Annotated in this window: 10 protein-coding genes and 1 pseudogene; 3 read left to right on the forward strand and 8 right to left on the reverse strand. The window is 44.1% G+C overall.

What is annotated here, in order from left to right:
- Positions 1-111: 111 nt before the first annotated feature.
- From TI10_RS20080 to TI10_RS20090, 3 genes and pseudogenes are all read right to left on the reverse strand, one after another.
- Positions 112-1,914: a carbon starvation CstA family protein gene (locus TI10_RS20080; protein ID WP_049585111.1), complete on the reverse strand. Its 1,803-nt coding sequence runs from the start codon at positions 1,912-1,914 to the stop codon at positions 112-114.
- Positions 1,915-2,084: 170 nt separating this feature from the next.
- Positions 2,085-2,800, reverse strand: a pseudogene (btsR, locus tag TI10_RS20085) (two-component system response regulator BtsR).
- 2 nt (positions 2,801-2,802) lie between these two features.
- Positions 2,803-4,500 (reverse strand): sensor histidine kinase, encoded by a 1,698-nt coding sequence (locus TI10_RS20090; RefSeq protein ID WP_049585112.1) that lies wholly within the window; start codon positions 4,498-4,500, stop codon positions 2,803-2,805.
- A 235-nt stretch (positions 4,501-4,735) separates the two neighbouring features.
- On the opposite strand from TI10_RS20090, the gene TI10_RS20095 reads away from it, so the two are divergent.
- The 3 genes from TI10_RS20095 to TI10_RS20105 are packed head-to-tail and all read left to right on the forward strand — an operon-like array spanning position 4,736 to position 8,005.
- Positions 4,736-5,707 (forward strand): HlyD family secretion protein, encoded by a 972-nt coding sequence (locus tag TI10_RS20095; RefSeq protein ID WP_049585113.1) that lies wholly within the window; start codon positions 4,736-4,738, stop codon positions 5,705-5,707.
- A gap of 7 nt (positions 5,708-5,714) precedes the next feature.
- Positions 5,715-6,860 (forward strand): ABC transporter permease, encoded by a 1,146-nt coding sequence (locus TI10_RS20100; RefSeq protein WP_049585114.1) that lies wholly within the window; start codon positions 5,715-5,717, stop codon positions 6,858-6,860.
- Entirely contained in the window at positions 6,860-8,005 is a 1,146-nt protein-coding gene (locus tag TI10_RS20105) for an ABC transporter permease (RefSeq protein WP_049585115.1), read from the forward strand. Before TI10_RS20100 ends, TI10_RS20105 begins: the two co-directional genes overlap by 1 nt.
- 97 nt (positions 8,006-8,102) lie before the next feature.
- Here TI10_RS20105 and TI10_RS20110 read toward each other — a convergent pair whose 3' ends face one another.
- Genes TI10_RS20110 through TI10_RS20130 form a run of 5 tightly spaced genes read right to left on the reverse strand, consistent with a single transcriptional unit; the run spans position 8,103 to position 14,630 of the window.
- The gene (locus TI10_RS20110; RefSeq protein ID WP_049585116.1) at positions 8,103-8,645 is read right to left on the reverse strand and encodes a CDP-archaeol synthase; all 543 of its coding nucleotides are present in this window, start codon (positions 8,643-8,645) and stop codon (positions 8,103-8,105) included.
- Positions 8,635-9,258 carry a CDP-alcohol phosphatidyltransferase family protein gene (locus TI10_RS20115; RefSeq protein WP_049585117.1) on the reverse strand — a complete coding sequence of 208 codons (624 nt, stop codon included), beginning with the start codon at positions 9,256-9,258 and terminating at the stop codon, positions 8,635-8,637. The genes TI10_RS20110 and TI10_RS20115 overlap by 11 nt, the downstream gene beginning before the upstream one ends.
- Positions 9,255-10,841: a fatty acid CoA ligase family protein gene (locus tag TI10_RS20120; protein WP_049585118.1), complete on the reverse strand. Its 1,587-nt coding sequence runs from the start codon at positions 10,839-10,841 to the stop codon at positions 9,255-9,257. The genes TI10_RS20115 and TI10_RS20120 overlap by 4 nt, the downstream gene beginning before the upstream one ends.
- Positions 10,838-11,893 carry a hypothetical protein gene (locus TI10_RS20125; RefSeq protein WP_049585119.1) on the reverse strand — a complete coding sequence of 352 codons (1,056 nt, stop codon included), beginning with the start codon at positions 11,891-11,893 and terminating at the stop codon, positions 10,838-10,840. Before TI10_RS20125 ends, TI10_RS20120 begins: the two co-directional genes overlap by 4 nt.
- Complete coding sequence (locus TI10_RS20130) at positions 11,886-14,630, reverse strand: phosphoenolpyruvate synthase (RefSeq protein WP_049585120.1); 2,745 nt, start codon at positions 14,628-14,630, stop codon at positions 11,886-11,888. Before TI10_RS20130 ends, TI10_RS20125 begins: the two co-directional genes overlap by 8 nt.
- Between the last annotated feature and the right edge of the window lie 181 nt (positions 14,631-14,811).

The following is a 14,811-nucleotide window of genomic DNA, read 5'->3' on the forward strand; positions in this document are numbered from 1 at the left end:
TAAAAAGACGCATTATGTAGCACATTATAGCACAAATTACATGTTCATTCATGTCTATAACAGCAAAAGCTGCTCTATACGGAGGGCAGCTTTTGATACGTGGAAGGAAAATCAGTGATTCAGTACTTCAACTGAATTACCTGCACTGCGGGAGCGCCACAGTTTTAGCCACTGCATAATGGAAGAGACCGTAATCACAACGCCGAGGATAACCATCACAATGGAGATCGTTCCGTTGAAGATGTTGAAACCTTTTGCTGCGGGGTTGAAGTAAACATGCTTCACCATCCAGTAAGCAGCGTAGTTCACAGTAACGTACAGGTAAGCCAGTGGTACCAGGCAGGTCAGCATATACCAGCGTTTTTCAGACAGACGTAGGATAATGGTTGCGCCAATCATCAGGCCGATGGAGGCCATCAGTTGATTGGATACCCCGAATAGCGCCCAGACTGAATTGATATCGCCGGAATTTAGTAGGTAGCCCCACAGTAAACAAGCAACGATACTGCAACCAATGGAACCTGGTAACCAGTTAATGCGTTTCAGAGGCGCCCAGATATCGCCCAGAAAATCTTGCAGCAGGTAACGGGCAACACGCGTACCAGAATCGACCGCTGTCAGGATAAATACAGCTTCGAACATGACGACGAACTGGAAGAAGTAGGATGCTAACTGGCTGAACCAAGGGATACGAGTGAAAATATCTGCCATACCAACCGCTAATGTCACTGCACCACCGGTGCGGCCATACAAATCCAGACCAATTTCCTGACTCAGTTGTGGTAGATGGATAACATCCATACCTAGTGTGGCAAAGACCTCTGGGGTGGAGTTAATAGCGAAATAGTCAGCAGGATATAGGGAAGTGGCCGCGATCAACGCCATGACGCCAACGACACATTCCGCCAACATTGCACCGAAACCAACAGGAAGAATATCACTCCACTTATCGATTTGTTTTGGCGTTGTGCCAGAGCCGATAAATGCATGAAAACCAGAAATAGCGCCACACGCAATGGTGATGGAGATAAACGGCCACACTGGACCGGCCAGTACAGGGCCATTGCCATGAATAAATTCAGTGACTGCCGGGAATTGGATCTCCGGGTTAATACAGATGACACCCACAACCAGTGCGCCGAATACACCGATTTTCATAAAACTGGAAAGATAACCACGGGGAGTCAATAACATCCATACAGGCAGAGCGGTGGCAAAAAACGCATAGATTGGCAGTGCTAAGCTGACAGTTGATGTACGCAGACTCAGCCATTCACCGAAAGCAGATGCCTGAATGTAAGGGCCGGCAATCACACAAGCCATAATGGTGATAATACCTACCCAAGTTGCTCCGCGCATATTACCTGTGAAGCGCTCCCATAGACCGACTCCGATTGCGACCGGAATGGTCATAAATACTGCAAATGTTCCCCAGGGATTACGTTCTAGCGCATGAACGACCACCATAGATAGGCCTGCCATAGTAATCGTAATGATGAACAACATTGCAAGGCCGGTGCACCAACCAGCAATTGGGCCAAGTTCTGTTTTGGCAACTTCTGACAGGGATTTACCGCTATGTTTCATTGAGGCGAATAAAACAACCGTGTCATGTACGGCACCGCCGATAACACAGCCGATTAACAGCCATAACATACTTGGCAGGTAACCGTATTGAGCGGCTAACACAGGGCCAACCAGCGGTCCTGCGGCTGCGATTGCCGCGAAGTGGCTACCAAAATTGACCCATTTTTTCGTGGGTACATAATCTTTGCCGTCTTCCAGTAAATGGGAAGGTGTAACTTCGCTGTCATCTGCTTTCAGTACCTTTTTAACGAAGAATACGCCGTACAATCGGTAGCAGATAACTAGAATACACAACGTTGCAATGACAAATGTGAGAGCGTGTTGCATTTCTCTTCTCCTGAGAGTTATAAATTTTTACTCGTATCTTGTCATAGGTAAAGGAAGCTATAAGGGAGTGTCTGAGTGAGTGGTTGTATGGTGGGTTAAGTGGTCAGATTCAGCAGGTGAGCGGTGAGTAAGAACTAACTAACCTGCTGAAAATGTGATAAATGTCACGGTTACTTCAATCCTAGTGCTTCTTTTAGTGGTTTTAAATAACGGCGGCTGACAGGAATAGTTTTACCATTGCGTAGAATTAGTTCGGCCTGTCCGTGATCACCAAATAGAATTTCGCGCAGATGGGTCATATTGACCAAATATTGACGATGATTTCTCATCAATGGAGTGCGGGTTTCCAATGTGCGAAGTGTCAGTTCAGTAAATCCTTCTTGCCCATTGGTACACATAACATACACTCCGCTTGGACGGGAGGTGACGTAAAGGATTTCATCCAATTGCACAAGCCAGATTCGGCTGTGGCCGGTGCATGGGATATATTTCAGCGGCTCTTCTGCTTTGAGGGGGAAATATCCTGTTTCTGATGTCCTTGCCGTAATCGTTGTAAGGTTTTAGTTAGACGGCTTCTTTCCAGTGGTTTTAATAAATAGTCAAATGCGTGCTCTTCAAATGCTTGTATTGCATATTCATCAAATGCGGTCAGAAAAACAATATAGGGACGATGTTCTGGATCGAGCATGCCAACCATTTCTAATCCGGTGATACGTGGCATTTGGATATCCAAAAATACAACATCGGGTTTTAGGTGATATATGGCGCCAATGGCTTCAACGGCATTGGCGCATTCGCCAATAATTTGCATATCATGTTCTTCTTCTAGCAAACAACGTAGGTTTTCTCGTGCAAGCGGTTCGTCATCGACAATTAATATATTCATATTCACACAGTTTTATTAGCCTCTTTAATGAGTGGTAAGCGTAAAATTACGCGGGTAAATTTTTCTGGTTGGCAATCTATTTGCACGCCATAATTTTCACCATAGCGAAGTCGTAGTCGTTTATCTACCAGGCTCATTCCTAGTCCATCCCCCATAGAGGCCGATTTATAAAGACCGGCATTATCTTCCACTTCCAGTATTAACAATTGATGCTGTTGATGAGCACGAATAGTAACCCTACCGGTTTCTAATAACTGTGATGTGCCGTGTTTGATCGCATTTTCTACTATTGGCTGGAGAGAAAAAGCCGGTAATTCGGTGTGAAGCAGAGATTCCGGCAGTTCAATGTTTATTTGCAGATGTTCACGGAAACGTGCCTTCTCAATTTGTAAGTAAGCATTCACATGCTCTATCTCATCAGCCAGCGTGACAATCTCTTCTGGTCGTTTCAAGTTTTTACGGAAAAAAGTTGAGAGATATTGTACTAATTGACCCGCTTGATAACTGTCCCGTCTGATTACTGCTTGCAGGGTATTTAAGGCATTAAATAAAAAGTGAGGATTCACTTGCGCATGAAGTAGCTTAATCTCTGATTGCAGCAGTGATTGTTTGTTACGTTCATATTGTCCTGCGAGGATTTGGGCGGATAACAGGCTGGCAATACCTTCCCCTAGGGGGCGGTTGATTGAGCTAAATAGACGATTTTTAGCTTCATAAAGTTTGATTGCGCCGATAACTTGCTGATTTTCTCCCTGTAGCGGAATGACCAGTGTGGAACCTAATTTGCAGGTTGGATTAATTGAACAACGGTAAGGTATTTCATTGCCATCGGCATAAACCACTTCATTATTTTCAATTGCTCGACGGGATTGTTCCGAAGAAATAGGTGTTCCAGGGAGGTGATGATCTGAACCAATACCAATAAACGCCAGGAGTTTTTCTCTATCTGTAATAGCCACAGCGCCTATTTCCAGTTGTTGGTAAATAACTTTTGCTACCTTCATACTGTTATTTTCATTAAATCCTTTTCGCAGAATACCCTCCGTATAGACAGCGATTTTCAACGCTTGAGCAGAAAATGCACTGGTGTATTTTTCAAATATCGCGCGCCGGTCAAGTAGGATACGTATAAACATTGCTGAGCCGATACTATTGGTGACGATCATGGGGGCGGCGATATTTTTAACCAACGCTAATGCTTCACTGTATGGACGAGCGAGCAGTAGTAAAATGCCCATTTGTATTATTTCAGCACAAAACGTAACGACAGCGGCTGTCCAGGGATTAATCAGTCGGTTTATCTGACCACGTTTCGTCAGATAGCTGTGAATAATACCACCGATTAAACCTTCAATAATCGTCGATATCATGCAACTGAAAGCAGTCATCCCGCCAAGAGAATAGCGGTGCAGTCCACCGGTTAATCCCACCAGCACGCCGACGCCTGGCCCACCTAGAAGTCCGCCAAGGACCGCGCCAATAGCACGGGTATTGGCAATGGAATCACCTACATGTAGACCAAAATAAGTTCCCATAATACAGAAAATGGAAAAAGTGACATAACACAGCAGCTTATGAGATAAACGCACAGTAACTTGTAACAGTGGAATAAATAGTGGTGTTTTACTTAGTAGCCAGGCAATAACTAAATAGACACACATCTGTTGTAGTAATAACAACACAAGATTAAATGCGTACATAGACTTTCCGAGAGAATTGTGAATGTTGTTAGTTTACAGAAACAGCTAATAATATTATTAAGAGTTTAGTTTAAGTAGGTTAATATTTGACAAGAATCATGAACCACTACACTATTGTAAAGCGTTTTCCTTTCTGTCAGTGATTATACGCACAAACATATAAGAAATTTCCGTAGAACAATGCGAAGCTATAGCGTTAGTTTCAGGTCGGGTAATTTTGGATGTGTCAGACATCATGAAAAAAAGCACATTTTTTACGATTTTACTGGTTATTTTGCTCACAGCAATGGCTGTGTTATTTCGTTCCCATAACCAATATTTATTGTTGCAAGGTGAAGTTGATGCACCGGAAGTGATTGTGGCATCTAAAGCGAAGGGGCGAGTGGTTGAGCGTCACGTTGAACGAGGAGATGATGTTAAGGCAGGGCAATTGCTGATTACACTCGAAAGCCCGGAATTACTGGCCCAAGTTGCTTCACTAGAAGCTGCTCGTGATCAAGCCAAAGCTCAATTGGAGCAATCTCTTCATGGAACACGTGAAGAGGGTATTCGGAATTTGGAAGCAGGTTTGGCGCAAGCTCAGGCCGAATATGATAATGCGGTTCGTGAATATGATCGTATTCAGAATATAGCATCTAAAGGTTATGTTTCACGGAACGATCTGGATAATGCTCACAGAAGCAGGGATGTTGCCTATCAAAAGATGCAGAGCGCGAAAGCGGTATTAGATGAAGGTATGCATGGTGACAGGATTGAGCTGCGCCAGAAATATACAGCAGCTTTACGTCAGGCTGAACAGCAACTGATTGAGTTACAAACCCAGAGTGATGATTTACAGGTCAAAGCACCTGTCGCTGGGGAAGTTGGGCCGATTCCGGCAGAAGTTGGTGAATTATTTAATGCTAATAGCCCCTTGGTGACACTAGTCCGTGTGCCAGAAGCTTATTTTATTTATAACTTACGAGAAGACATTCTGGCAAAGGTGCGCAAAGGGGAAAAAGTCAAACTTCGTATTCCTGCGCTAGGTGATAAAGAGATCGAAACCGAAGTGCGTTATATCTCTGCGATGGGGGATTATGCGACTAAACGCGCAACTCGTGCTACCGGTGATTTCGATTTAAGAACCTTTGAGGTGCGCTTGTATCCCTTACAGCCTATTGAAGGTTTACGTCCTGGTATGAGTGCCTTGTGGCGTTGGGATAAGTAGGTGACTGATGCGGAGCAAGGTTGCATGGCGTGGTTTTGAACGCGCTTTTAGCCAAGAAATTCGGGCGGTGATTCGTAGTCCAGTTTTTCACTGGTTAAGCTGGTTATTTCCGTTGATGCTATTTGTGCTGATCAGCGCTAATTTCTCAGAAGGGACATTGCTCAATCTGCCGGTATCGGTGGTTGATAATGATCAGAGCCCGCTGTCACGTCATCTAATACGTAACCTGGATGCGGCTTCTCATGCGCAGATTAAATCTTATGATGGGGGATTACAGGAATCTCTTGAACGGCTTGGCAGTGCTAAGGATTACTCCTTACTTTATATCCCACACGATTTTGAAGCTAATGCGCTCAGAGGGCGCCAGCCAACAGTGCGTATGTATTACAACGCGTTGTTTTATGGTGCCGGAAGTTATTCTATTCAAGATCTTAGTGGATTAATGGCAGAGATTAATGCGAAGTACCGTTCCATATTGGCGACAGAAATGGGTCATCAGTTGCCTCCATTAGCTAATGTTACGCTCGTTTATGACAGCCTTTTTAATGCCAGTGGTAGTTACATCTATTATCAGCAGTTTGCGGCCACAATCCATTTGCTCCAGCTTTTTGTTGTAACTTGCACGATTTATAGCATGGCACGTAGCAAAATGTTGATAACAATGAAACCATTTACTTTTGCTCTGTTGGGAAAACTGGCGCCTTATACTCTGTTTTTTACTCTGTTGTTGATTGTTGAATTGGCCGCTCTGATTGGTGTATTTGATGCAAAAGTGAATGGTAACCCAATATATATGGTGATAGTGGGTTTCTTCTACGTTATTGCTGCTCAAAGTGTTGGCCTGTTGCTGTTTACTTTCACTAATAGCGTACTGACGGCTTACAGTTTAATTGGGGTGTTAGTAAGTATTGCGACAACTTTTTCAGGTATGTCAGTGCCAGAATTATCAATGATATTACCGGCGCGGATAATTGCCAATATTGAGCCTTTGACGCATGCGCTAAATGCGATGTTTGATATTTTTCTACGCGAGGTTTCTTTATTGGGTATTTTATCTGTTTGTGCGTTATTGCTTATTTATCCGATCGTTTGCTTTCTGCTAGTACGAAACCGGTTATTTAAACGACTTAACCTGCCACAAGGTGATGAATAATGCAGATGTATTGGCAAACTTTTCGTCGGGTATTAATGGGAATGTTGGAAAAACCCATGTGGATGTTGATGCTGGTTTCCTTGTGTATGATGAGTCTGGTGTATGTTCGACCGACAGTATGGGATTTGCCGGTTGCCGTAATCGACCAAGATCATAGTTCTGCTAGCCGTGCTTTGATACGTCAACTCAACTCTACGGCTAAAATTGCTGTCCACAGTTATGATAATTTGGCTGATGCTCGTCACGATCTACTCCTCCGTGAAATTTTTGCAATCATTATTATTCCTACGGACTTGGAGAAAAATATCCTGAATGGAAAAAATATCACCTTTCCGATTTATGGCGATGCAACCAGCCGTCTTGCTAATGGACAAATTCAGCAAGAATTGACTTCTGCTCACCGGCAATTATTGAATGAATATAACAGTGAATTACTACTAAAATATGGTTTTAGTCCTGAACAGACAAAGTTATTATTAATGCCGATTCGTAGTGAAACTGTGGGGTTATTTAACCCAGGCGTCAGCTTTGCTGCAATTGTTTTTCCCGGTTTGTTGGTGATGTTATTACAACACTCGTTATTGATATCTTGTGTGCGGGTCAGTATTACGATACGCAGTACGCCGAAAGGTAAACCACCATTGCCTGTCTATTTGGGGGCATTGTCGGCGTTATTGCCAATCTGGCTTTTTCTCTCCATTATATTTTTTGTGCTTTGGCCGTGGGTGTTGGGATATCGGCAGGAAGCATCTATTCCTTTGTTATTAATGCTGACTTTCCTGTTTATGTTAGCGGTGCTCGGATTAGGGAAATTAGTGACAGAATGTATGCGCAGTGTAGAAATGATCTATTTGACGATTGCTCTACTTACAACGCCTGTGTTCTATATTTCCGGCACCATTTGGCCGGTACAGGCAATGCCTGATTGGGTAAGAGCAATCTCTTCCGCCTTGCCGTCTACTTGGGCGACAAAAGCGATTGCCGGTGTTAACCAGATGGGGTTGCCATTACAGAGTGTATTGGGAGATATTTCTATGATGCTGGTTCTTGGCGTGATTTATACTCTGCTAGGAATTTTGATAGCTATGGTGCGTCATGGTGAATTCAGGAAAATAATCTATTATTTGCGTAGGGCGTTTAAATGATGATTCCATATTTTTATTTTCCATACAATTAAATTCTATTATATTATTTGCGGAAACCGCAGCCATTTTGCTGCGGTATTTCCATCGAATTTCCCACCTAGAATCTCGTTTTTTTCAGCGAAAACAAAAATAATATATTTTTAATAATAAAGGCACTGATTAAAAAACAGAGGAAAAAGAAAAGCGCATCGATATAAGTAAGATTAAGATAAATAAAATAGACTAACGTGACGCCAATGGCGGAATCAAGTTGATCGAATAAAATAAACAATCGCTTATTTTGCTCTGGGTGTTGTCCCGGTGGTGCGCCGAGTTTCCTTTTTAGCCAGGAGTTTGGCAATTCGAAAATAACATAGCCGCAACCTGCCAGAAACCCGGTAAGTAAACAGGAGGAAATAGTCTGGGGAATAATCAAGTCTTGGGTTCCGGTGCCGAGAACTAACCACAATAGCGAAAATAGCGCGGTAATAATGGGTACAACAATAAAACCGCGCCAGGTCTTGTTACGGCCGAAATAACGTTGGTGTACTGGGATTGCCAAGCAGGCAAAATAGTTTTTCGTCACAATCACCATATGTAAACAACCACCAAGGATGACGGGGAGCAGTAGAATCCATCCGTGGTAAAAACTATTGAGCATAAAGACTCCAGAAATGAAGACCAGTAAATAAAACAAACCCTGCGAGTGTTGTGCTGATGATAGTATTGAGACCCTTGAATTTATAAAATGGGCGATCCCATAGCATGGCGATACTGAATCCAAGAAGCGCTAATGTTAGTAAGAGATGGCTTAACCACGGCTCGACTATTAAGCTTACCAAAGCGTAACCACTGAGAATAAATAAGCTCCAGAATACGGGCATACCAAGGTAGGAAAGTTGATTTTCATTCTGAATATTCCCAACTTCATTAAATACAGATAATCGCAGACAACCACTAATGATCATTAAGATAATAAACAGGGAATACCAAGATTGATAACCAGAGAGATAAAGGATAATTGCTGGTGAGATCAAGTAAATAAGTTGATCCATAAATCCATCAAGATAGCGACCAAACGGACGGACAATATTTAAATTTCTGGCTAGAATGCCATCGAGCGCATCGCCAAGCATGGCAAGATATAAAAACGCAATAGCTAAATAATACCAATGTTGTAATGCGGCTGCTACAGAGAGAGCGCTAAATACCGCCCCGCCAATAGTAATATAGTCTGCTCTGTTTAGATGAATGATGAAATGATTATTGTTCATAATTTTTCCTTATGTGGAATGGAAGATAATTGTCCTTTCGCAAGCATATTGATCAACGCAATGCGGTTTATTTTGCTGTTATGACGAATGTCGACAGGGATAGGGTTAACATAATAAATACGGGTAACTAGTGTGAGCGCCAACTCGTCTAAAATAGCGGGTAAATCTGTCGGGAGTGTGGCGCTTTCCAGTATCAGAGCGGCTCCGCCTAAAGGATGTGGTACGAATGCGTTTTGAGTGACCTCAGGCAGTTCATTGATCCTTTTTTCCAATACGTAGGGATGGATGATACGGCCATCATCTAGCACTACTTTGTCTTTTACCCGTCCAAGTAGCCAGAGCTGTCCTGTGGTATCCAGATAGCCAACGTCACCGGTGCAGTGCCAAATGCCTCCCTGTTTACGTGGGAGTTTGTTTTCTTTCGTTGCTTGAGGGTTATCAATATAGTCTTTGAGCACATGAGGCCCAGCAACTAAGACTTCACCGGCATTACCGGCGGCCAGTGGGGTAATTTGTTGGGGATTAGCTGTTATTTCCCGGATACATATTTCTGCTTGTGTCACCGGTTTTCCGACCAGATAACCATCATGAGTTGCCCAGTGGTTTAATTGAGTCGTCATTTCGACGGTACTGATTGGTTCAACCTCAGTGGAGCCATAGACCACCAAATGTCGAGCATGTGGAAAGACGGTCAGGCAGTTTTCAAGCAGAGCTTTGTTGGCAGGCGCGCCACCTACGATGACTGTTCGCACATTGGGGAATGACAATCCTTTGCTCTTAGCATAACCGGTGACTTTGCCCATATAGGCGGGAGCGCCGCTGAGGCATGTAACACCTTTGTCCTGCACTTGTCTGACGAGCTTCTGCGGATCGACAGTTGCGGGATGGGCAAAGTCAAAATCAGGCAGAATACTGCTGTTGCCACAGCACAATGAGTGCAGCACCATAACGGGGAAACTGTGTAGGTCAATCTCACTCTTTCCCTCAGAAAAAAGCGCTGTTATGGCATAAAGTTGTGCTAGCAGGCTGTCATGGGTGCGGTTTGCGCCTTTGGGTATGCCGGTGGAACCTGAGGTAAAGGTAATTAACCCAGTTGTATCCGGCGGTAAGTCTCGACAGATAAAGTTATTTAGAGGTAAATGTTGACTGGGTGCTTCCAGCGCTTTCATGCCCCAGATGCGTTGTCCGATGACAAAACGTCGCATTCGCCACAGTTCAGGGATTAAAAACCAGAATTTTCCTAACGTAGGTTGAGTGATCACCGCCGATAATTTGCTGCGGCGCAGTATCTCCCTCAGTTGCTTTTTGGAAAGCCCGCGCTCAAGCATAACGGGAACTAGCCCGAGCCCCAGAATGGCGATAAGCAATGGATAAAGTACTAATCCTGGTTGAATAATCACCAATAAGCGATCGCCAGCGACGAACCCGGCTTGGGTTAACTGATGCTGGAAATGGGAGGCATGAGAAAAAAATTCCTGAAAGCTTAAACCTCTACCGTGATCCCGTGAATGTGGCGCTTGCAGCGCTAAATGCTCAGGATGTTTTTGGGCTGCATCGACAATGGGCTGACAAATATTTGTCATGCGATCCTCCTGTAGTAAAGCGCGTATTGATGTTTGGTGGCAGCCGGTGTGTTGAAAAGCCGTCCTGCGGTCTTGAGCGAGGTATTATCTTCACGCATCAGGGCTCCTCCCAGACGGGGGTGAATACGTTTGGCGCTCTGTTCAAATGAGCAATACAGCGTGTTGTACAGCTGACTGCCCCGGTATTGCGGTGCGACTGCCACAGTTTTTAACAGTCCGATAGCGGGCTGACCTTTTTGCAGGACTGACAGACTCAAAATTAACCCGGCAATTTCGCCACCAGGAGTTTTAGCCAGAAATGATGCAGGGTAACGGCAAAAAGGTTTAATAAACTCCTCACCACAGTGCTGTTGAAATGCTGACCAAGATGGAGTGGTATAAGCGAAATTCTCACCAAACACCGAGTCGATAAAAGAATAAAGTTTAACTTGCTCTTGCATCCATAATTCTGGTGTTAATGGTAATAATGTTGCTTGAATATCAGGAAGTTTTTGCGCGCGTTGATGAGCTTGTTGAAAGTTGACTGCTATTGCTTGGGTATCGTCGAATATCGAGGTATAGCGATAACGGATATCAAACCCTAACTCTTTTAACAAAAGGTGATAGTAAGGAGGGTTATAAGGCTCATGCTCAAAGGGAGGCACATCAAAATGATCAAGTCGAACACGGTAGTGTCCGAAAGTTGAAAAGTTAATCGGCCCGTAGAGATTGCACGCACCATTTTCCTTGGCCCATTGTTCTAGAGCGCTAAACAACATGGTGTTGCTTGCTATGTCATTATCAGTTTCCCAAAAGCCGAAAAATGCAGCAGATCGGCCATCAACTCTATGAGGTACTAAAAAGCCGACAAGACGAGTTTTCCCTGGAATGCAGCCAATCCAGGCTTTACTGTGATTAAACCAAGAATTCTTCGGGCTGAACTGCTGTTGTACTTTTTCCCGGTCTTCACCAGGCCATAGCGGCCAATCGCGATAAATACTGGGCGGAAGGTCAAGAAAACCTTCAGGTAGTGGATTGGCTGGAGACCACTCTCCCATGAAGATATTAGACATGTTCACTCCTTGATGTCAGCTCTTCTACAGTGGTGTCGTGCAAGCGGACAACAGTCCCAGTTGCTCCATCCATGTGTACCCGATCGCCATCTTTCAAAATTTGTGTGACGGCGGGAATGCCGACGATGGCGGGGATCCCCAGTTCACGAGCAACAACGGCGGAATGTGAAAGTGTGGAACCGCGCTCGATTAGTAATCCGCCTGCTGTAGGGAATAACGGCGCCCAACCGGGATCGGTGCGTATAGTACACAGGATCTGCCCTGCCAGCGACATTTCATCTTGTGGGTTTTTAATTAATCGGATAGTTGTTTCAACTTGCCCTGGGTAGCAACCTATGCCCTGTAGCATGCTGCTATCGGTTGGGGCTTGTTTTTCCCGATAGGGATAGCTGTAATCTTGCTGCTGATACAGCGAGCCTCTAATGAAAAGGTGATGAGCGGGTTCATCCTCGGTTTCGTAGCTGGCATATTCTTGCTTGCGTATAGCAACTAAAGGCTTAAGTTGGGTTTGTATTGCTGTTCCTTCGTAGCTGCTGTAGATCTCCTCTAACGTGAGATAAAAAATATCGCGGGGTTCAGCGAGGATACCTTCTAGAGCATAGGCTTGGCCAAGTTGTATGAAAATATCCCGGTATAGCCCAAACATACGGGTCCGGGTGAAGCGCATATTTTCCCGGTGGCGTATCGCCTGACGTAATTTCTGCAAATTCTTTTTGAAGGCGTTCATACGTCTGGAGCCAAGTCGCTCGTGTATTTGTTGAAATGCCGTATTTTCGGCCTGAGTACGTAATTTTCTTTCCCGGCTAGATAGGGTCTCTGGTGTGAGAGTATCAATAGCAAGGTAGTTTTTTAGTATCAGAAATAGAAAACTGGGATCTTGTTTTAGCGTGATGGTTTCCAGCTTCAATTCACCCATCGTGCGATCGCCATATTTTTTAATATAATCAATGCACTGCTGGTGGAATGATTCATCGAGTTGGCGTACTTGGGTCAGTAGGGTACGAGCATCGCCGTGGGTTAACAGGTTGCATAACTCAGGGTGTTGGCGCACATATTGGCACATCTTTAACAGCACTTTGGTCGGTTGGGTGCTTTCAATATCTTCATCCCCAGAGAGAAGATCGCCTAGTAATGCAGATGAATTCTCAATACCGGCAGCAATTAGTCCACGATTTACCCGGCCATTAAACATCATCACGTAGAAGTCGTTCAGGATCGGCGTCGTCCAGCGCCGTAGCAGATGTTCATCCAGATATTTCAATTTCTCGATCAGTTGGCCGCTGTTACAAGTATGCGGCTCTGTTTGTTTTATGGCGGCGGCATGCCATTTGAATTGCTCTAAAAATAGTTCTACCCGTTGATCCATAGTCCTAAAGGCATATAACAGGCGCAGAAGCGCCCACCCCATTTTTGGCAGTTTCTTTATTTTATCGCCCAGTGGCAGTGCTTTATCCTCAACAAAATCAACCGGGTCTTCTAGCCCCATCATCCTTTCCATATCTTTTTTATTGGTTTGGAAAGAGGGAAGTAATAATAGCCCTTTATACCAATTGTTGATGTTGTAATAGATCCTGCCTTTAATTAAACCGAGCATATTTTCCAACATGGAACGATGTTGGTTAACTTGTTTATCCGAGCAACCTAAGGCACGTATTGTCTGTTCATAAACGGTGGCATAGCCTGCACGAGCAAAAGAGAAAGTCAGAGGTGTTGTTACTCCACAATAAGACTCCTGAATATTGGAATTATCGAAGATAATATGGCGTTCGCTTTTATCATCCTGGCGTGGCAATCGGGTTATTGGCCGAGTCTGTAGAATAAAGATTTTATGGTTTTGAATCGTCCATTCGATATCTTGTGGACACCCTCGTGCTGCCGCGATTTTTTTGCCAATATTTCGTAATGCATAGATTTCATTATCGAGTAAGGTCGGTTCCCACTGTTTTTCTTCCGCGACGGGTATTGTTACTGTACCGCTGCCATTAGTGGTATCGAAAACAGTTGTTGTCTCTTTTTGTGTGATATGACGTTCAATCTCGGATGTAGTGAGATGAACTGAGAATTCGTCGGTATCGCATTCGCCGGAAACCACGCCTTCTCCGGTACCCCAGGCAGATGAGATTAGGCAATGTTGTCTGCTGCCGGTAACTGGGTGTGCAGTAAACATGACACCAGAGACCTCGCCAGCAACCATGTTCTGAATGATGACAGCACTACTGATATTGCCCATTGGTAGCCGCTTGTGTAGGCGATATTGTAATGCACGCGTGTTAAAAGCTGAGGCCATCACAGCACGTAAGCTATTGGCAAGTGCGGATTTACCCCGTTGAAATAGGTAGCTGTCCATCTGCCCGGCAAAAGAGGCATTAGCGGCGTCCTCGCCGATGGCTGATGAGCGAACGGCGAAAAATATATCTGGGTGATTTTCTGATAAGAGAGCCAATTCTTCTTCTAATTCAGTAGGCAATGGAATCGACTGTATCCACTGACGTAATGGCGCAGCAATAGCATCGAGTTTTTCCTGATTGATATCATCTGGTACGGTAGCCAACTGTTCTATGACGTTGCTTGCAAATGTATCTTTGATGAGTAGGCTATTGAGTACTTCGCTGCTGATGACCCAATAATTAGGTACAGGAAAACCGTTTTGCGTAAGCCATAATAAATTAGCCGCTTTGCCGCCTAAGGAATGTTCCGCTAATTCAATAGCGTTATCTTGAGTGTAGAGATATTTCATATTATTCCACCAATGCAGCAATAGGATACTTTGCTTACATCATGGTCTTATTTGCACGTAATATTGTTGGCGTGAATAGATCAATAAGATATGAATGTATTACAAGCTATTGCCGCACCCTTATTTTAGAGGAAGAGTAAATTAAATAGTTTATACCCGTCATCTTTCAAGTTGCCTCTTT

Origin of the sequence: Photorhabdus luminescens subsp. luminescens, assembly GCF_001083805.1 — a bacterium.
Classification (GTDB): Bacteria; Pseudomonadota; Gammaproteobacteria; order Enterobacterales; family Enterobacteriaceae; genus Photorhabdus; species Photorhabdus luminescens.